Here is a 19,800-nt window from a genome sequence, read left to right on the forward strand (position 1 = left end):
TAACAACGCATTGAAAACAAACGATATTTCTATCCACAAGCAGCAAAGGCCACTGTCCGCCCGGGTAAACGGGCGGAAAATGGCCGTTCAGCCAGCCGCCGTATCCAGCCAGATCGTCACAGGACCGTCATTGACGAGCTCCACCCGCATATCCGCACCGAAAACGCCATTCGCAACAGCAACGCCAAGGGTCGAGACTTGCGCCGAGAAATGCTCATAGAGGCGCTTTCCCTCCTCCGGTGGCGCGGCCGTCGAGAAACCCGGCCGGTTGCCTTTCGTCTCTGCGGCCAAGGTAAACTGGCTGACGATGAGCGCTGATCCGCCCACATCGACCAGCGAACGGTTCATGCGATCCTGATCGTCCCTGAAGATGCGCAGGTTGACGATCTTGCGCGCCAACCATTCGCTTTCCTTCGCGGTATCGCCCTTCATCGCACACGCAAGGACCAACAGGCCGTTGGCGATTTCTCCCGTGACCGTTCCGTCTACAGTGACACGCGCAGATGAAACGCGCTGGACAAGTGCTCTCATGCAAGAAATCTCCCTATGGGTTGCCCGCGTTTATCCACCCCTAGGCGGTCGCAATCAAGCGCCAGGCGAACCGGACAGCAACCGTCAGGACGGCGTCGTCAGATCTGGTCGAACAACAATGGGTAGACCGTCGTCGAGAGGCTTGTCGATCGTGCGCAATGTTGAGGCAATCCGGGCGTTGTGATCTCACCAGGCAATGGAGAGATCGGCGAAGGCGGGCGTCCGATATGAAGGCACGCGCTTCAAAACGGACGCGAAGCGGCCTTGACGATTGGTGACCGCGACACGACGCAAATGGCCCTCCGGGCACGGCCAGAGAAACCAAGCGAGGATATCGAATGCGCGCGACACTGGTGATGGCGGGCTTGGTGATGCTGCTGACGCCGGCAGAAGCGGCCCGATCGCAGGCGCTCGAAAGCAGTTGCGCTGCTCCGCACGACAAGACAGTTGCCGTCACGTTCGACGATCTTCCCTATACCCGCGCAGGCGATGCGGAAGCCCAGGACCTCGAAGCGGTCGCGAAGGCTACGAATGAAGCCATCCTGGCCGGACTCGCCCGTGGCAACGTTCCCGCTATCGGGTTTGTCGTCGAACGGCGCGTGCAGGCGCTGGGTGAGATCGGTCGGGCGCTGTTGGAACCGTGGAACGCTGGTCGATTGGAGCTTGGCAATCACAGTGCAAACCACCTCGACAGCAATACTCTGGACGTCGATGCGTTTCGTCGCGAAGTGATCGATGGAGAGGCCAGCATTCGGCCGATGGTGGAAAAGGCCGGCCGTAGCCTTCGGTTCTTCCGGTTTCCCTACAATCACGTCGGGGACACGGATCAACGTCGCGAGGCATTCGAGCGGGTACTTGGCGAACGCGGATATCATCTTGCGGCATCCACCATCGATACGTCGGATTACGTGTTTGATGCCGCCTATGAACGTGCATTGGCGCGATCCGATACGGCGATGATCCAAAAGATTGAAGACGCCTACATAGACTATAGCCGCGTCGAAATTGCGTATTATGCGGATCTGAACCGCAATGTCCTCGGGTGCGAACCGCCCGGCATCGTGCTGCTCCATGCCAACCGCATCAATGCGGCCACCATCGATCGCATACTCGAGCTTTTCACAAGTGCTGGCTACCGCTTCGTCTCCCTGGAGGAGGCGCAAGGCCATCCGGCGTACAAGACCCCTCCTCGCTTTTCCACCAAGTTCGGACCGATGTGGGGATACCGCTGGGCAAAGGAGCGGAACGTCAAGGTGGATGGAAGCAAGGAGGAAGAGCCACCGGCGTGGGTGATCCAATATTCCGATCCGGACGCGCCGCGCTGATCCGATTCCATGGCCGAGATCGAGCTTCAGCACTCCCCTCGCCGCGGCGGTTTAAATCCCTCCGCTTCGCTGCAATGTTCCCGCAACGCGTGGTCGCAAGACTCCGGAACCAATCGGTTCGATATTTGAAGGAGTAGGTCCCATGCGTGCATCGGTCTTCGGTAAGGTTCTCGCGCTGGCTGCAGCTTTGGGCGCGACCGTGCCTGCCCCAACCGTCCTTGCTGACGATTACGATGGAGGTTGGCGCCATTGTCGAGACCTTCACGGAAGGGAGCGGTGGCGCTGTGAGGAAGCGCGGCGCGATCGGTGGCGCGAGCGCCAGGAAAAACAGGACAAGAAGGATCTGAAGGCTGGTTTGGCTGCCGGCGCGATCGGCTTGGCGCTCGGCGCCATCATTATCGGAGCGGCGCAGGAGGCGGAGCGCAAGCGCGAGGCGGAAGCTTATCGGCGCACCGATCGCGACGCGCGGTGCCTTGCGCGCTACCGCTCCTATGACCCGCGCAGCGGAACATTCATTGGGCGTGACGGCCGGCGCTACGAATGCCGGTGAAAGCTGGGCGTCCGGCCGAAAGTCGTCCGCACAGGCATGGCAGTCCGTCGCCCAAGAAGCCTTTACGGACGCCTGCTCCAGCCATAGATGGTACCGCAATGGTGGGCGCGCCCGTGCGCGCCGATCGCACAGGGCTGGAGGGCGTTTTGACGGATTTTACCTGGTTGAATGAGCCGCGAAACTGGACCGTCGAAAATGGCGTGCTCACGCTCGAAACGGAGGCGAATACCGACTTCTGGCAGACGACCTTCTATGGCTTCAGGCGCCATTCCGGTCATGCCAGGCTGCAGCCGGTGAGCGGAGACTTTACCGCATCGGTGGTCGTGCGCGGCGACTATCGCGAACTCTACGATCAAGCCGGACTGATGCTCATTATCGACGAAACTCACTGGCTGAAGACCGGCGTAGAGTTCACCGACGGCTTGATGCATTTCTCGGTGGTCGTCACGAACGGAACGTCGGACTGGTCGGTAATCCCGCTTGCGCAAGCGCAGCCGAACGCAGAAGTGCATATCCGCCTGACGCGGCACGATGCTGCGCTCAGGGTCCAGTTTCATCTTGGCGATGGTCTATGGCAGATGGCGAGATTATGTCCATTCTCCGCTGATGACGCACGGATAGGCGTCATGGCCTGTTCTCCCGAGCGCGAAGGCTTTACCGCGCGGTTCGAAGGATTTTGCCTGGGCGCTCCGATATCGCGCGACTTGCATGCCTCATAGGAACACTCGCTGCTAACAACAGCGATCCGCTCGCCTGGACCAGGCATTCGAGGTCCGTTGGACCCGTCATCCGTATTCCTTCGCACGCGCCTCGCCGCGGTGGAACTTCAAGAGCGCATCAGGCGTTCCGCAACCTCCTGCGGCTCGACGAGCGCGTCTAACCACGGCCGCCGTCACAACATCGTCACGAAACGCACGAACAACTCGCTTCGTGTAAATGGCGGAGGCACCGATGGATTATTTCAGACGCTTCACCTTTTTGTTCGCGACACCTGCCTTCGACAACGAGGATCTCGAAGGGGCCCGGTATAAGCAGATCGTCGAGGAGATCGAACGGTCCGGTTTCGAGGTGGTCCGCGCGCGCAGTCTCGAGGACGCGGAGATCGCCGTGCAGACGGATGCAGCCATCGGCTGCATGATGGTCGACTGGGGCAAGAAGGGCATGGAAGGCAAGACCGCCTCCCTCATCAACCTGATGCGCCGGCGCGGCCTCGAATTTCCGATCATCCTGCTGATCAGGCGCAAGCGCTTCGAAGACGTGCCGGTCGAAGTGCTCGACTTCATCGACGGCTATGTCTTTTTGTCCGAGGAGACCCCTGCCTTCATCGCGAAAAACCTCATCAGCCGCCTCAAGCAATATGCCGAGACGATGAAGACGCCTTTCTTTGGCGCGCTGGTGGATTACGCCGAGGAAGGCAACCAGCTCTGGACCTGCCCCGGGCATAATGGCGGCGTGTTCTATAGCCGCAGCCCGGTCGGCCGCGTGTTCATGGAGCATCTGGGCGAAGCGGTTTTTCGCGACGATCTCGACAATTCCGTGCTCGATCTCGGCGATCTTCTGACCCATGAAGGGCCCGCGCTCGCCGCCCAGAAGGAAGCCGCCAAGATCTTCGGCGCCGAAAAGACCTACTTCGTCCTCAACGGCACCTCGACCTCGAACAAGGTCGCTCTCTCCGCCCTGGTCACCGATGGCGATCTGGTTCTGTTCGACCGCAACAATCACAAGGCCGCCCATCACGGTGCCCTGATGATCTCCGGCGGCATCCCGGTCTACGTGCCGACCGCCAGAAACGCCCACGGCCTGATCGGTCCGATGGATTTCGGCAGCTTGAACGAAGAGACGCTTCGCGAGCGCATTCGCACCCATCCGCTGGTCAAGGACCCGGATGCCTGGCGGAAGCCGCGCCCGTTTCGAGTGGCGGTGGTGGAACAGTGCACCTATGACGGCACGATCCACAATGCCGAGATGATCCTGAAAGCCATCGGGCATCTGTGCGACTATATCCTGTTTGACGAGGCCTGGGCGGGCTTCATGAAATTTCATCCGCTCTATGCCGGTCGGTTTGCCATGGGCCTTGCCGAACTCGGCCCCGAGGCCCCGGGCATCATCGCCACGCAATCAACGCACAAGCAGCTTGCAAGCTTTTCCCAGGCCTCGCAGATCCACATGAAGGATCGGCACATCACCGGCCAGAAACGCCGGGTCGAACACCGGCGCTTCAATGAAAGTTTCATGCAGCACGCGTCGACGTCCCCCTTCTATCCCCTCTTCGCGTCCCTCGATGTCGGCGCGCAGATGATGAAGGGCCGTTCCGGCGAAGTGCTGTGGGATGATACGATCCGGCTCGGCATCGAGCTTCGCAAGAAGATCCGGGCGGTGCGGCGGGAGTTCGAGGAAAAGGAACGCCGGCCCGAGCGCCGCTGGTTCTTCGAGCCCTTCGTGCCGGACCGCGTGGCCATGCCGGATGTGGCAAGCCCCGGAGCGGTCCACGACGTGCCATGGGAGAGTGTCGCCACCGATCAGCTCGCCACCAATCCGGCCTTCTGGCACCTCTCCCCGGGGGCCGCATGGCACGGCTTTTCCGATATGGCGCCGGGATTCGCGATGACCGATCCCAACAAACTGACGCTGCTCACGCCGGGTTTCGACAGGGCAACCGGTGCCTATGCCGAGCACGGAATTCCCGCACCGATCGTTGCGCAATACCTGCGCGAGAACCGGATCGTCGCTGAGAAGAACGACCTCAACTCCCTGCTGTTTCTGCTCACGCCCGGCGTCGAGGCAAGCAAGGCGGGCACACTGATCAGCGGCCTCGTCGCATTCAAGCGACTTCACGACGACAACGCGCCGCTGGAAGAGGTCATCCCGGAGTTCTATCGCCGCCGCCCCGGCCGCTATGCCGGCGTGCGGCTGCGCGACCTTTGCGGCGACATGCACCGCTTCTTCCGCGACGCCAATGTCAGCGCCCTGCAGGCCAGGCAGTTTTCCGAAGAGCACCTGCCTGACATCGCCCTTTCGCCCCATGACGCGGCGCGCTGCCTCGTGCGCAATGACGTGGACTTCCTGCCGATCGACGCCATTGCCGGGCGGATCGCAACGACGCCTTTCGTCGTCTATCCGCCCGGGATCGCTACCATCGTGCCGGGCGAAAGGCTCACCGCGCGCGCGCAGCCGATGATCGACTATCTCAAGATGTTCGAAACCTGCTTCAACACGTTCCCCGGCTTCGACGTGGAGATCCAGGGCCTTTACCGCCAAACCGACGCGTCCGGCCGCATTCGACTTCATACCTACGTCGTCGCGGAATAAAACTTAGGAGTATCGAGACCCCTCATGCCGCAGGATGAAACGATCATTATTCGCCCGTCCCGGGAGAGCGACGTCGACGCCATGCTGGCCATCTATCGCCGGCATATCCGCCGCGGCATAGAAGAAGGCGTGGACGAGGGGGATACGCCGCAGCCCGACGACCTGCGCGAGCGGCGGAAGAACCTGAAAAGTCGCCGCTTGCCCCATCTCGTCGCGGTCAAGGAGGGCGCCGTTGTCGGCTATGCCTATGTCGTCCTGTTTCGCAAGCGCCCTGCCTACCGCTATACCGTCAAGCACTCGATCTATGTTCAACACGAACATCTCGGCCAAGGCGTCGGGCGCCTGCTCATGCGGGGCCTGATCGACGCCTGCGCCGCAGCCGGCTTTCGCCAGATGATCGGCTATATCGACGCCGACAATCTCGCCTCGCTCACTTTGCACGAACGCTTCAACTTCGTTCGCGTCGGCCTGCTGCCAGGTGTCGCCTACCGCTACGGACGCTGGGCCGATAGCGTCATGGTCCAACGCTCACTCGGGACCGGATCCACGACCCCGCCACCTCCCCCGCCTCTCTCCACCCGTTGAGGATCGAAGACCGGCGGACCGTCCCTTCACCGCCGTTCAAGGAAGCGACCGAGCGAGCAATACTCCACCAAATTGTCGAGGGCCGCATTGGTCCCGATCTCCGTGCCTGAGATCATTCGGTCACCGAAGAGGGACGTCACCTGGACGGTCATCTTGACCTTCGTTGCATCGCCGTCGGCCGCCAGTTCCGTTGTAATAAGGCTCGACATCAGTTTTCTCCCGCCGGCTTCAACGATCTCGGCACTGACCACGAGTTCGTCCGGGACAATCGAGATGTAGGTCGTGCGCCCGGTGTATTGCGGGTTCTCCAGTGAACCGCAGCGGAAATGGTCTTCGCCACCCGCGCGAAAGTCGGCCGCGGTGTAGACAAACGCCGCGTCGTCAGACGGCGCGCTCCAGCCGGCGCGGATGACCGGATCGGCAAATGCTTTGAAAACCGACGCCACCGGAGCTTCACAACGCCGTTCGAACACGAATGTCTTATGCCCGATTTCATAGTCCATAATTCGCTCCATCGCCCGGCCCCAGAGTTTCTCGCGCGCATACTGATTGCAATACGCAATCGGTATTTATCAGGACCGATTGTGTTTCGCAATCAGATCGGCAAATTCGCAGTGATGTATCTGCTTCCTGCCAGGGTTCACCCAATCCGCCGAAGAACCGGACGTTCCGGACCGCAACGCTAGGCCCTTAGAAACGAAGCATCGGCGGCACCGCTTGCGTCAGCAGCGAAGCGCCCGATGATCTCCCGCAAGCGGTCAGGGCTGTGCGCAGCCGTCACCGAGGTGCGAAGCCCGTTTACGCGCCGGGACCAAGGCGAGGACACGGGCAGCGCATAGACTCCTAGACGAAGGGCGCGCTGGAACAAGGCAGCCACGTCGTCAGGGCCGGCACACAGGAGCGGCACGATCGCGGTCGCCGACCGGGCCGTGTCGAAGCCCAATGCGTTCAGGCCCTCGCGCCACAAGGCGGCGTTGCGATCAAGCCGTGCCTTCAGCGCGCGCCCTTCCAGCCGCAGCAGTCGCGCTCCTTGCAAGGCGATAAAGGCATTGAGCGGAGAGAGGCTGGTCGAAAAGCTGGCGGCCCGGTGGAACCGCAAGCGCGCCATGTCGGCAAGCCGGCAGGTGACATATCCACCCGTCGACCCGATCGCCTTGGCCAGCGTGCCGGTTCGAATGTCGATCGAGCCCGGGAGGCCGAAATGACTTTCCACTCCGGCCCCGTCGATACCGAGCAAGCCCAGCGAGCAGCCTTCATCGACGATGAGAAGGCAGTCGAAGCGGCCGGCAATCGCATGGATTGCCGGCAGATCCAGCACGTCGCCCTCGATGCTGAAGACCCCCTCGGTCACGATCGCTCTCCTCTCCGTCCCGGATCGAGGCGTCGCGGAAAGAAGGCTTTCGAGATTGCTCGCATCATTGTGCCTGTAGGTCGTGATCCGCGCACCGCTCAAGCGGCAACCATCGACGATGGACTGATGGCAATCCTCGTCGACGAAGAGGTGGGCGTCGCCCTCAACCACGGCGGAAATTGCCGAGATATTGGCCAGGTAGCCGGACCCATAGAGCAGCGCAGCCTCGCTGCCGTGGATCACCTTCACGGCCATTACCAGCTGTTCGTGCCAGGTCGTGAACCCATTCAGCTCCGCCGAGCCATGCGCACCGTGCGGACCGCTCTGGTCGAGAAAACGAGCGATCTGCGCACGGATTTCAGGGCGCCCGGCAATTCCGAGATAGCTGTTGGAACAGCAGTGATCGAAGGCGCCCTGGGCAAAGCGAATATCTGTCTCGGTGACATCCAGTACCGATCCGAGGAGGTCGCGCGGGCGGGTCTGGGGGCTTGTCACCCGACGTGGCGACAAGGGCGCAACTGGGGAGGAGCGGCCCAAGCGGGACATCCCCCGATCGGCCAGAGCCGAGGCAAGGTCGGCAATCGACATGCCGTTGTGAAACCCGTCGAAACCACGCGGGCCGCCGCCCGTTTCGCCAGACAATTGCGTAGTCAGCTCGACGAAACGCAACGAGTCGATGCCCAGATCCGCCAGGGCGAGATCCTTTGCGGGATCGTCTTGTCCGGTGTGCCGATGGACGAACGCGACGATCCGGTCGAGCAAGGCGGCGGCTGGGGCCGACACATTCGTCTCATCCAACCCGATCTCTGAGCGTACATGTGCGGTGAGCGCCTGTGCGTCGATCTTGCGGTTGAGCGTCAGGGGAAGTTCACCCATCGCGCACAGGCGATGTGGAACCATGTAATGTGGCAATCGCTGCGCGAGCCACTGGCGAAGACCGTCAATGCCATCATGCTCCGCTGCATCGCGCGGGACGAAACATGTCACCAAGGTCGGCAAGCCGTCGATCGGCAAAACAAGTGTCGCAGCATTTTCTATGGCCGGGTGCTGACGACACATGTCATCGATCGCTGCGAGTTCGATGCGATAGCCGCTGATCTTGATCTGGTCGTCCATCCGACCCGTAAAGACAACGCCATAACTCGCCGAGACGTAGCCGAGATCGCCGGTCAGATAGGTGGGCACGTCGTCCGGTTCGGGCACAATGTCATGCCTGAACTTGCGGGCCGTCAGTTCGGGGTCGCCGGCATAACCAAGAGCCAGGTGGCGGCTGCGCAAGGCGATTTCTCCGACTTGGAACGGTAGTGTCAGTCGCCGGTGAGCGACGTCCCGAACGATAAGATCGACATCTTTCATGCCGCGCCCAAGTGGGACAACTTCCGGGAGTTCCGCAAGCGCATCGGGATCGGACGGCACCTCGTAGAACCCGACGGCGCGCTGCGTTTCGGTTGCGCCGTAGAGATTGACGATCCGCGCTTGCGGCACCGCCGCGCGCAGCGTGACGGCCTGCGACCGCGTCAGCGCACCCCCAACACAGAAGAGCGCTCGCAGGTGCGGCAGGTGGGCCGATGATCCGAGCCAAGGCACCAGGGCCGCATTGAGGCAAACGAATTCGATCCTGTTGGCCGCCAGCCACCGGGGAAGGCGCTGCGGTTCGCTCAGGTCACGCTCGTCCGGTATGACAATGCGCCCGCCGAGATAGAGCGGCGTCATGATGTCACGCTGCAGCGGATCATGGCCGATACTCGAGCACATTCCAAACGCGGCATCCGTCATCGGGCCGAAACGATCATCCATCCAATCGAAAAATCGGGTCAGGGAACTGTAGCGCCCCAGAACCGCTTTCGGTTCACGCGTCGTGCCGGATGTCAGCGTAACGATCGCGCAGTCGTCGCCCTCGAAGCGATCCGTGCAAATCGGGGGGGCCGCGGCGTCCGGCGTCAGGTCGATGGCGGTCACCGCAGGAACGCCCGGCGGCGCGAGATCCCGACCGCTGAGATCGATGACCAAGGTGGGGCGGACAATGCGCCGGCAGGTCGCGACATAGGCAGGCGGCTGGCGCGGATCGACCAGGCAGATGGCAAGGCCAGCCTTGAACGCGGCAAGCACTGTCGCCACGAGAACCGGCCCGCGCGGCGCAATCACCATCAAGCGATCGCCCTTCGCAACGGCAAGACGCCGCCAGCCGTGGACAAGACTGTCGCTTGCACGGGCGAGTTCGCCATAACTCATGCTCGTATCCCCCGTGACGATCGCCGGGCGATCGGGGGCCTGTGCCGCGAGCGCGGAGAAGCGGTGGATAAACAGATCCGGAGCCGTTTCGACGGCTTTCGGCGTGACCGCCTGAGTGGGAAGCACAGCCCGGATCGTAGCTGCGATATCGGCCGTATCATCCACGCCGCGGCGTGTAAGCGGGACCAACCCATTGACCGCGCGCTCCAATATCGCCGGGAAGCCCGGATCGATGACACCGCGCCGCTGAATGTAGGTGACGGTCAAGTTGTCCCGGTTCTCGGTGGCCTCAAGGACCAGTGCCGTGCGCGGATGCCAGCGTTCGACGGTCGCAAGGTCAACGGCTGTGCGGGCGAAGACGATCACATGTTCGCCCTGACCCAGCGTATTTCGTTCGGCACCATCGCTTGCGCGGACCAGTCGATGGCACGCGACGAGACTAATCGGGCCATCGGTGAGCTGCGCCAGTTCGATTGACGAGAACGCCCGCGGACCAGCGCCGACCCAGCGGCATAGCCAGGTTTTGGCGGTGAAGGCGCCATCGAAAAGCTGGTGGAGCGCGATGAGCGCCGCGAGCCACGCCTGCGGATCGGCCGGCGGCAGAGTCCAGGCGAAATGCTGATACATGCCATCGTGAGCGACGCTTGACGTCATGGGTTCCACCTCCTCCTTGGTTTCCCTCCGTCCCATTTATCGGCACCATTGGCCAACGGGCGCCGCCTGCCCAGCGCCTCGCGATAACGACCTGCGTTATCCCTCGACAGCGCGCTGAAATGTCGGCAGGAAATGGGATTGGACCGGCCGGGGTCGCAGGCCATGCCGCGTCTTGAAACGCGGGTTGCGGCGGCCGGCTTCGACGACCACCTTGCCGGTGGCCATCGCCTCTTTGATGGCGGCCAGGAAAGCAAGGTAGAACGGGCTGATCTGAGGCACGGCGGTATAGTCGTTTCCGGCCACCCACCAATGCAGTGTCGTCTCATCGACCAGAAGAACTGTCGAGCCGATCAACCTGCCTTCCAGCCTCTGCTCGAACACCCGGACGTGTCCGCCAAGAGCTCGCAGAAAATCCTCGAAGATACCCGGACGGTAGTAGTCGGCATTGCCATACTTGGCGGCACCGGCGCGGGCGAGCGCGACGAAGCCCTCGAGGTCGGCATGCTCCACAGGGGCGACTTGGGCGACGATGCCCGCGCGCTCCGCAATGCGCATGTAGCGCCGCAAGTTCTGGCGCACGGGCTGGTTTAACAGGGCAAGGTATCGATCGATGTCGGGAATGGGCGCGAGATCGACAAGGAACCGTTCTTCGACCTGGACCCCTGCCATGCCTGCAGCCGTGAGAGCACGGCTCAGTTCGCCGGTGCCATCGACATTGGTGAACCCCCAGAGCGCTACGCCCAGATCCGCGGCCAGCGCTTCCACGGCCCATAGAACAGTGCCGACGACATCGGGGTCGAGACGACGCGCCGGGATCCACGTGTCGTAGCAATGCCAGACATGGTTGACGAGGATGAGCTCGCCGCCATAGTCGGCAAAGTGATTGTTGAGGATTTTCATCGGATCGACGCCTTTCAGCAGGTAGACCGGGGTCGCAAAAACCAGTCCGCCCTGCGCGTCCTCTCCGACGATGTAGAAATGCGCCTGCACGCTATGCAGCGGAAATCTCTCGAAGGCCCGCAAGAACGCCGAACGGTAGAAGAGCGGCGCGCCGCAACTGGCGACCAACTCGTCCCAGCGCCCTGGGCCTGCCTCGTCGATCTTGCCGTAGGTACGAACGCGCATCGACATACCCCCATTACGGATGCAGGTGAGAAAACGGGTTGTGAAAAACCCCGCGCGGATCATGCTGTCGTCGTAAGGTCCGGAGACGATCGAGGGCGATCGCCGCATAGCACCGGCCGACCTCACCAAGTCGCCCCTCCAGATCGAATTCGTTGACGTAGGCGCCGGTCGCTATGCCAGCCATGTCGTCATAAAAGCGGCGCAGCCAGGTGGCGTTGATCGCGTCGTCCCCAACCAGATCCCATTGTGCATAGGTCGAAACGAAGTACCGACCCGAAACGGAGTAGGCAGCGTCCGGTTGCGCCTGCTGTCCACGCCAGACGATCAGGGACAAGGCGGCTGGCGACGGTGCGGCCGGGAGATGCCGCATGATGACCTCTGCCGCGTCTCCGATGGCATCGCAGAGCACGTTGTCCGTGCGATAGCGTTTCGACACAAGAAGGTCTTTTCCTTGTTCCAGGACCTGCGCGAACGTTATGGCCTGATCGTCGGTGGGCGCTAAAGCGTTCGCGAGAATGGGCAACGCTGCCAGTTGCGCCTGCATCGACCGGGCCGCTGGGGCATCATCGGCGAAGGCGATGGCCGTGAGGGCCGCGATGCGACCATGGTCCTCGGCGGTACATGTCTCGGCCAGCCCCGGCGGCGCCGCGACGGCCGCCAGCATCACCTGAAGCCGCCGGTCGAGAGCGGGGGCGATCTCCTCCAGAGCTTTTGCCAGGCGCGGCAGGTCGGAAAAGCGAAACACATAGGTTTTGCTCGTGATCGCACCGGGGTAATCGTAACAACGCAGGTGGAAGCGCGTCACAATGAACGGAAGTCCGGGTCCGCCTCCCCGCAACGCCCAGAAGAGGTCGGCATTTTCATCGGCGCTGACCCGTCGCGAAACGCCGTCAGCCGTGACGACGTCTGCCGCCAGAATGTTGAAGGTGCTCATGCCGCCCCAGGCGGCACTGTTGACCCCAAGCCCGCCCCCCAGAAGGAACCCGCCGATCCCGACGGAGGCGTCGTGGCCAACGGGAAACGCCATCCCCTCCCGTTCCAGCGCCGCACAAATCTGCCCGCTCGTCGCGGCCGGTCCGACGCTTACCCGACGCGACACCCGATCGACCGCCACATCGTTCAAGCGGGAGAGGTCGAGCAGCACGCCCCCATCGCACAGGAAGATCGCGCTGTAGCTGTGGCCCGTGCCGCGCGCGCTGACGGAGAGGATGTGGCGTTGCGCGAAATCGACCGTGGTCGCCACGTCGGCGTCCGAACGCGCCTCGACGATCAGGAGTGGGGAGCGTTCCGGCGGACGTCCGTTCCAAACGAGCGATCGCCGAACGAGATCATAATCGGGCGACTGGCGGCCGAGCACCCGGCCATCGATCGCCCGGGTGAAGCGCATCATTTGCGCGGCGGTCGGAGTATTTTGCGACCCGTTCATGGCTTTAAAGCCGTGACGATGCTGTGGTAGCCGAAAGCCGGGATGACCTGCAGATCGCGAAAACCGGCCCCCTCCAGAAAGCCGCATATCTCAGGACCGGAGTACTGCTCGCCCTCGCCCCAACCCAACATGATCATGCTCGTCGCAGCGGCGGGAAAGGGGCCGGTCTTGCCGGCGTCGTCATAGAGGATCTCATGGACGACGATCCACCCGCCGGGCTCCAGAGCGCCAAAGCTCTTGTGGCTGAGGAAGCGGCATTTTTCCGGCGCCCAGCCATGGTAGACGTGGGAATAGAAATGCAGGTCGGCCCGCGGAAACGGATCCGTCCACATGTCGCCGGCCCGGGCGTCGACGCGATCGGCAAGACCGTAGCGAGCGATGAACTCTTCCGTCACCGGGCAGACGGTCGCAAGATCGAACACGGTCGCAAGCAGCTGCGGAGCGGTGCTGACCGCCGCCAGCGCATGGGCGCCCGAGCCTCCGCCGATATCGAGCATTCTACGATGGGCGGTAAGATCCAGCTTGTGCACCCATCCGTGCGCCGCCGATACGCTGACCGAATGCATCGCCCGCGTGAACGTCCGGGTCCGTTCGGCATCCTCGCGATGGGTCGCGTAGATGTCCTCGACGCCATAGGCCCGAGGGGCGCCGCTGACGATCGCAGCTTCCAGGGCGTCGAACGAAAAGACCTCACGATTGTCGATCAACAAATCCCAGTAATGCCCGAAGTAATTCGGGCTGTTTTCCAGAAGATAGGACTTTGACAACGGCGTCAGGCGATAGCGGTCATCGACGAACTCAAGGAAATTGAGCGAGGTCGCGGCGCTGACCAGAATCTGGGCGCTGCGCCGCTGGAGCTTCAGGCCGTCGCAGAGCTGCTCCAAGGTCGGGTTCCTGTCGGCAACGAACCGAAAGAGACCGAGCCGGTGCGAAATGAACAGCGCCGGCAGTCCGAAGATGCCGAAAATGACGTCCCATAGCGGACGATCGTCCACACCTGGATCACCCGCGTCAGTCAGTTGCTGAATCGGCATAGCAATCCTCCCAGGAAAACTCGCAATCGTTCGAGCCCTGTTCTTGGCGAGCCACTCTGGACTCGCATATTCATTTCTGGAGGACGCCTTCTTTACACTCAAACGAAGCGAAATACAACTTCAGATTCGTTGTGCGTCGCAACACACTTATATGGTGTTATTCGCTTTCCGGTATTGCTGGCGCCTTGTCGTCGATGAACAAGTCCCTTCGAAATCTCGCACTTCTGCATCTTTGTGCGCTGCGGAAGCATTTGAAGGCCGAACGAGGCCTAGGCCGCAAAGGCGCGCACGCCCGCGTGGATTGTCTCCGGGTCGCGGTTTTCGACGCCATACAGGATGTCGAGAAGCGGAAACGTCATTCGATAGAAGCTCATACGCTCCCTCGCCGCCGTGTCGGCCGGAAGGTACTCAAGCACCAGATCGACGAACCCGTCACCAAGTCCTGCCGCGAGACTGGCAAAATCATAGGCTGGGTCACCGGGGCCGCAGCCGGAAAAATCGATGACGCCTGAGAGGCGGCCGCGATCGACGAGGATGTTTCCAGTCCCAAAGTCCCCGTGGATCAGGCACTGCGGGAGCGCGTCGCAGGTCGCCAGAAAATCGGAAAAACGCGTCCGCAGACCGGTGACGACATCAGGCGAAAGCAGCGGAAAGGCCACATCTTCGCATTGCGTCAGAAGCCGATGCCATTCGGACGAAGGCGCCTCGGCGGGCTCGGCCTCCAAGCGGTCGATGGGGACCGAATGCAGGGCCTGCAGAAAGGCGGCAAGGTCCACGGCCAAAGCCTTCCGTGCGCCGATTGTCAGGCCGGCCAGGTGCGAAAGCGGTTCGCCCGGGATCTTGGCGTGCAGCGAGATGAGTTGGCCGCCGATGCGGCGCACCTCAAGATCAGGCACCGGCACCGGAAGAGGCCGAACCGCACGAAGCGTTGAGGCTTCTCGCAGGAGGTCGCGTTCGGCGCCGGCATGGCGCGGCAATCGAAGGATCCGATCGCCAAGCTGATAGGCGACGGAGTTCTGTCCCGAGCCGATCAGGACGGCCGGAGGCTCCGACGGCATGCCGAGTTCGGCAACGATCCTTGCCAGGAGCATCGCATCGGCACCGCCATGAGTGGCGTCGACTTCCCCCTGAATGGAACCGGGCGCGATTGGCATTTCGGATTGATGCTTCACCGTGTTCGTCCTTTGCAGTTCAACCGGGCAGCCCTTGTCCGCGTCTGAAGTCTATAGCCCGCTCTTTCGCGGTGACGGCCCGGATCAGACCGACACCCCGCAACGGCGTCGATGGCCGACGGTCTGGCCGAAACGGTGCGCCTCCTAGAGCAGATGTTTGTGGCACCTCAGCTATCTCAGCTTACAAAGCATCGATACCCATTCTTCGCCCGCATTCGACGAGATCGGCCGGTATCTGCAAAGGATGTGCATGAAGCAGGTCCCAAAGGAGCTCCCATGCGACACCGTACGCACCATGATCGAGGTGGTCCCTTATCCCGGTGTAGTCTTCATCCGAAAGGCTCTCCTTGACCTCATCGAGCGAGGAACGAAGCAGCGTCGACAGCGTCTGATAATAGTCGTCAAATTGCTCCCCGCTCATCCAGCCAACCTTTGAACCGTTCGATCGGCAAGTCGATGGTCGCACTGCTCAACCGTGAAGACGGCCACTGCTGCGGCCCGCTTCGTTTGGCGCCATGCGTGACGACAGGCGAAACGCGCAACGGATGAAACGCCGTTCGTCCTCTCGCCTCCGACCATATCTCATTGGTTGAGTCATTATCAATTCGTCACAACCAATGCAAGCAATCTTGCGGGCGCGTGGCAGCGATATCCAATACAGAAGGCGGGAACGAAAAAGCTGTAATGCCGGCTCAAGACCCTTCGGCAACTGTCCTTGACTTGAAGCTGATCGTCACGATCGCGACAAGCGCGGCCACCGCGTTGGCGCCTCCACTGATTGCGATAGCCGGGAAGTAGCTGTTGCTGGCGTCGTAGATAAAGCCGGCAAGGCTCGGGCCGATCAGCGTGCCGATTGCAACGCTCGTGTAAAGAAGACCGATGATACCGCCGACATTGCGACGGCCGAAATGATCGGCAACCACGGCCGGCAGCACGGCGACCCAGCCGCCATAGAACAATCCGAACAGCAGGGCGAAGGCAGCGAGGGCCAAAAGCCCGGTCGCAAAGGCCCAAACTGCAAGCGACACGGCGATGCCCGCGTACATGACCGCCAGGAAGGCGTCCCGACCCAAGCGGTCCGCAAGCCCCCCAAGGCAGAAGCGCCCCGCTGTGCTGCCAACGCCGATCGCACTCAGGAGGAGGACGGCGACGGTTGGAGCAATCTGGTGATCGACTGCAAACGGGACGAGATGGACGAAGGGGACGAACACGCCGATTGCACTCAACAGGCATGCCACATACAGGCCGACAAATTGCGGCGTCCGGATTGCATCCTTGACCGAAACGCCCTCCGTTGCCACCGACTTCGCGACGCCGGGCTCAGCCAAAGCTCCGTCCGGACGCATCCCCCGTCGCCCCGGATCGCTTTCGAGCAGCAGCGACGCGCCGATGCCGACGACGGCGGCCGCGCCACCGAGCACCAGATAGGCCTCTCTCCAGCCCAGGGTCGCGATCAACCACGTCGCCAGCGGCGGCATGACAAGCGTGCCGAGCCCGATACCGCTGACCGCAAGCCCCGAAGCCAGGCCACGTCGCGCGACGAACCAGCGCTGCACGGCCCCAAGGGCAGGCACATAGGCGCATCCGACGCCCAGGCCGATGCCGAGCCCGTAGGCTGCATAGACCTCGGCAATGGTGCGCGCCTGGCCCGCCAAGACAAGGCCGAGACCGACAAGCGCCATGCCGACAACGCAGAGCGATCTGGCCCCGAACCGGTCCGCAAGCGGGCCGGAAACCACGCCCAGGCAGAAGTACAAAAAGCCTGCCAAAGAAAAAACGAGCGAAACGGAGCCACGCGATGCCCCGAGATCCTGCTGCAACACCTCGATGAAGGCGCTGAAGGTATAGGCGCTACCAAAGCCTACGAATGTCAGCGTAAACGTCGCGGCGACGACGACCCATCCGTAGAAGATGCCTTGGCGCTGGTGGTGAGTGTTCATCATCGTTCTCTCCCTCAGCCTTTTCCTGGGTGCCGCTTGTGCCAAGCCGTGTGCCCCTGGAATGCCGCTCCGGCGCGCACCAGGGCCAATTCCTGGAACTGACCGGCCAAGAGTTGAAGGCCGATCGGCATGCCATCCTTTGCGATGCCTGCAGGGAACGTCAGTGCCGGATGGCCGCTCATATCGAAAGGGCAGGTGTAGCGTTGCAGCCTGGCGATCAGATCCGGCTGCTCACCAAGTGTCGCGATGGTCGCGAGCGTCAGGGGAGCGAACGGCTGAACGGGGGTCAGGATCAGGTCGACGGACGCAAACAGGGCTTCGACGTCGCGACGGAAAATCGCCCGTCGCAGAAGGATCTGCTGATACTCAGCCTCCGAGACGGCTTTGCCCATTTCGATGACGCCGGCAAGGATGGGCCCATACAAGTCCCTGTTCGCGGCAAAGTCTCGCTCGTGTACGGCTGCCGCCTCCACGGCGCAGTTCGGCACCCAGTCGGCAACGGCCTGGCTCACATCCGGGAACCTGATCTCGACCATGTGCGCGCCAAGAGCAGTAAAAACGTCCGCGGCAGCGGCGAGAGCGGCCCGTGTCTGGGGCTCCACGTCCTCGCTGTTCCACAGGGGATCGAAGCCTATCCGAAGGCCGCCGATCCCGCCTTGTAAAGCCGAGGCGAGATCCGGCACCGGTTGCGCGACCGCCGTCGGGTCCTTCGGATCCCTTCCCGCTATGGCCGCAAGAAGGATGCCCGCATCCATGGCGCTTCGCGCAATCGTGCCGATGTGGTCGAGGGAGGGAGCGAGATCAAAGACGCCGTGCCGGCTGACCCGCCCCCATGTCGGTTTGAGGCCCGTGACACCATTTGCGGCCGCCGGCCAGCGGATCGAGCCCCCCGTGTCCGACGCGATCGCACCGAAACAAAGGCCCGCCGCCGTCGCGACAGCTGAACCACTCGAGGAAATCCCGGCCCAATAGTCCGCGTGCCACGGATTGACAGACGGGGTGATTGCCGGATGGTAGTCCGAATAGGCGCCCTCGGTCATCTGCGTCTTGCCGACAATGATGGCGCCTGCTTGCCTCAGGCGTCTGACGACAGTGGCGTCTTCGCCCGGAACAAAATTGCTATGGACGAGTGTCCCGGCCCTGGTTGGCACGCCTTCGATCCAGCACAGGTCTTTGACGGCGATGGGAACGCCGTGCAGCGGGCCGCGATGGCCTCCGGCGGCGATTTCCTCATCCGCCGCCTTCGCCTGTTCCAGCGCGCTTGTTTCCATCACCTGCGCATAGGCGTGGAGATCCGGTTCCAGTCGCGCGATGCGCCGAAGTTGGGCCTCGGTGACCGCAAGCGAGGAAACGCTCTCACTTTTGATTTTGTCTGCGATCTCCGTGAGGGTCAGCAAACTGAATTCGTCCGAAACTATCGTCATGCAATTTTTCCCGATTGCGGCAAGCGCGTATACATTAGAAAATCTGTCTTTTCTCAATCGCGCCTCCTGTTCCCCGTGAACCGTGAGACAAGCGGCATATATTGTGATAAACCACGTCGTACTCGGCCGACAAACCAGATTTAATCAGCCCTATAACTTAGAAAAACTAAATCATGAGCCGCCACCTTCCTCCGCTCAACGCCCTGAAGGCTTTCGAAGCTGCCGCCCGCCATCTCTCGGTCAAGATGGCGGCCGACGAGCTTTGCGTCACGCCGGGCGCCGTCAGCCAGATGCTGAAGTCGCTGGAGGCACATCTTGGGGTGAAGCTGTTCGAACGGGTGACACGCGGCATTTATTTGACCGATGCGGGCCGGGACTATCTGCCGGCGGTCCGCAACGCCTTTCGCCAGATTGCCGAAGCCTCGCGACGCGTCATGGCCTCCAACGACAACGGAATGCTGACGGTCAGCGTCACGCCGTTTTTCGCATCGTCCTGGCTCGTGCCGCGCATGAGATCCTTTCAGGAAAGCAACCCCGAAATCGATCTCCAGATCGTCGCAAGCAATGCTCTTGCCGATTTCTCCCGCGGCAGCGTCGATGTCGCGGTGCGTCATGGTGCCGGCCGCTATCCCGGCCTGCGCAGCGACCACGTCTTAGCCGTCGAGATGGTCACCGTGGCAGCCCCTGATCTCGTCGATCGCCTCGGCGCTCCCCAATGCGCGGCCGATCTCATCCGTTGGCCGCATGTCCATGATGCCGACCGAAGGGGATGGAGCCTTTGGTTCCAGGCAAATGGCGTGGAAGAGTTCCGCTCTCCCCGTGGCGCGTCCTTTGACGATAGCAGCCTTATTCTGAAGGCGATCCTGTCGGGCCATGGCGCAGGCCTGCTGCCCGCCGCAATGATTGCAGCGGAACTCGCCAGCGGCGAGCTGGTGCAGCTCCTGGACGCAACTTTGATAGACGAGTTTGCCTATTACCTGGTGTGTCCCGAGCACGCCCAGGACAATCCAAAGATCGCGATCTTCCGGGATTGGATACTCAACGTGGAGAAGACACAGCGGACCGATGCCTCCTGCGAAGTTCGGAACGCGCGGCGCATTGGCTGAAACCCTGCGGATGCCGACCGCGGCGGGTCACCATCC

At 62.2% G+C, this 19,800-nt stretch carries 16 protein-coding genes; 6 read left to right on the forward strand and 10 right to left on the reverse strand.

Going from position 1 to position 19,800, the window contains the following annotated elements:
* Nucleotides 1-87 precede the first annotated feature (87 nt).
* A complete protein-coding gene (gene dtd, locus L981_RS27285; protein ID WP_043623881.1) occupies nucleotides 88-531 on the reverse strand; it encodes a D-aminoacyl-tRNA deacylase in 444 nt (147 codons plus the stop codon).
* 338 nt (nucleotides 532-869) lie between these two features.
* On the opposite strand from dtd, the gene L981_RS27290 reads away from it, so the two are divergent.
* The 5 genes from L981_RS27290 to L981_RS27310 all read left to right on the forward strand — a co-directional run bounded on the left by L981_RS27290 (nucleotide 870) and on the right by L981_RS27310 (nucleotide 6,300).
* The gene (locus L981_RS27290; RefSeq protein ID WP_043623884.1) at nucleotides 870-1,856 is read left to right on the forward strand and encodes a polysaccharide deacetylase family protein; all 987 of its coding nucleotides are present in this window, start codon (nucleotides 870-872) and stop codon (nucleotides 1,854-1,856) included.
* 142 nt (nucleotides 1,857-1,998) lie between these two features.
* Entirely contained in the window at nucleotides 1,999-2,406 is a 408-nt protein-coding gene (locus L981_RS33465; RefSeq protein WP_052202044.1) for a BA14K family protein, read from the forward strand.
* Between the two features lie 146 nt (nucleotides 2,407-2,552).
* A complete protein-coding gene (locus L981_RS27300) occupies nucleotides 2,553-3,125 on the forward strand; it encodes a DUF1349 domain-containing protein (protein WP_371258911.1) in 573 nt (190 codons plus the stop codon).
* A gap of 232 nt (nucleotides 3,126-3,357) precedes the next feature.
* On the forward strand, nucleotides 3,358-5,715 hold the full coding sequence (locus tag L981_RS27305; protein ID WP_043623887.1) for an Orn/Lys/Arg decarboxylase N-terminal domain-containing protein: 2,358 nt from the start codon (nucleotides 3,358-3,360) through the stop codon (nucleotides 5,713-5,715).
* Between the two features lie 24 nt (nucleotides 5,716-5,739).
* Nucleotides 5,740-6,300: a GNAT family N-acetyltransferase gene (locus L981_RS27310; protein WP_043623889.1), complete on the forward strand. Its 561-nt coding sequence runs from the start codon at nucleotides 5,740-5,742 to the stop codon at nucleotides 6,298-6,300.
* Between the two features lie 26 nt (nucleotides 6,301-6,326).
* Here the strand turns inward: L981_RS27310 and L981_RS27315 are convergent, their stop codons facing one another.
* From L981_RS27315 to L981_RS27355, 9 genes are all read right to left on the reverse strand, one after another.
* On the reverse strand, nucleotides 6,327-6,803 hold the full coding sequence (locus L981_RS27315; RefSeq protein ID WP_043623892.1) for an SRPBCC domain-containing protein: 477 nt from the start codon (nucleotides 6,801-6,803) through the stop codon (nucleotides 6,327-6,329).
* A 179-nt stretch (nucleotides 6,804-6,982) separates the two neighbouring features.
* Nucleotides 6,983-10,537 (reverse strand): aminotransferase class I/II-fold pyridoxal phosphate-dependent enzyme, encoded by a 3,555-nt coding sequence (locus L981_RS27320; protein WP_052202046.1) that lies wholly within the window; start codon nucleotides 10,535-10,537, stop codon nucleotides 6,983-6,985.
* 96 nt (nucleotides 10,538-10,633) lie between these two features.
* On the reverse strand, nucleotides 10,634-11,725 hold the full coding sequence (locus tag L981_RS27325) for a GNAT family N-acetyltransferase (RefSeq protein ID WP_197067202.1): 1,092 nt from the start codon (nucleotides 11,723-11,725) through the stop codon (nucleotides 10,634-10,636).
* Nucleotides 11,676-13,088, reverse strand: a complete 1,413-nt coding sequence (locus tag L981_RS27330; protein WP_197067203.1) for an FAD-binding oxidoreductase — start codon at nucleotides 13,086-13,088, stop codon at nucleotides 11,676-11,678. The genes L981_RS27325 and L981_RS27330 overlap by 50 nt, the downstream gene beginning before the upstream one ends.
* Entirely contained in the window at nucleotides 13,085-14,122 is a 1,038-nt protein-coding gene (locus L981_RS27335) for a methyltransferase (protein WP_052202048.1), read from the reverse strand. Before L981_RS27335 ends, L981_RS27330 begins: the two co-directional genes overlap by 4 nt.
* A gap of 269 nt (nucleotides 14,123-14,391) precedes the next feature.
* Nucleotides 14,392-15,294, reverse strand: coding sequence for a phosphotransferase family protein (locus L981_RS27340; protein ID WP_156134262.1), 903 nt, complete (start codon nucleotides 15,292-15,294; stop codon nucleotides 14,392-14,394).
* Nucleotides 15,295-15,475: 181 nt separating this feature from the next.
* Complete coding sequence (locus L981_RS27345; protein ID WP_043623901.1) at nucleotides 15,476-15,715, reverse strand: hypothetical protein; 240 nt, start codon at nucleotides 15,713-15,715, stop codon at nucleotides 15,476-15,478.
* A gap of 271 nt (nucleotides 15,716-15,986) precedes the next feature.
* Nucleotides 15,987-17,237: an MFS transporter gene (locus L981_RS27350; RefSeq protein ID WP_371258912.1), complete on the reverse strand. Its 1,251-nt coding sequence runs from the start codon at nucleotides 17,235-17,237 to the stop codon at nucleotides 15,987-15,989.
* A gap of 11 nt (nucleotides 17,238-17,248) precedes the next feature.
* Nucleotides 17,249-18,715, reverse strand: a complete 1,467-nt coding sequence (locus L981_RS27355; RefSeq protein ID WP_245281729.1) for an amidase — start codon at nucleotides 18,713-18,715, stop codon at nucleotides 17,249-17,251.
* 116 nt (nucleotides 18,716-18,831) lie between these two features.
* Between L981_RS27355 and gcvA the strand changes: the two genes are divergently transcribed.
* Nucleotides 18,832-19,764 carry a transcriptional regulator GcvA gene (gene gcvA / locus L981_RS27360; RefSeq protein ID WP_043623907.1) on the forward strand — a complete coding sequence of 311 codons (933 nt, stop codon included), beginning with the start codon at nucleotides 18,832-18,834 and terminating at the stop codon, nucleotides 19,762-19,764.
* Nucleotides 19,765-19,800: the final 36 nt, after the last annotated feature.

It is taken from the genome of Ensifer sp. ZNC0028 (assembly GCF_000799055.1).
GTDB lineage: Bacteria > Pseudomonadota > Alphaproteobacteria > Rhizobiales > Rhizobiaceae > Ensifer.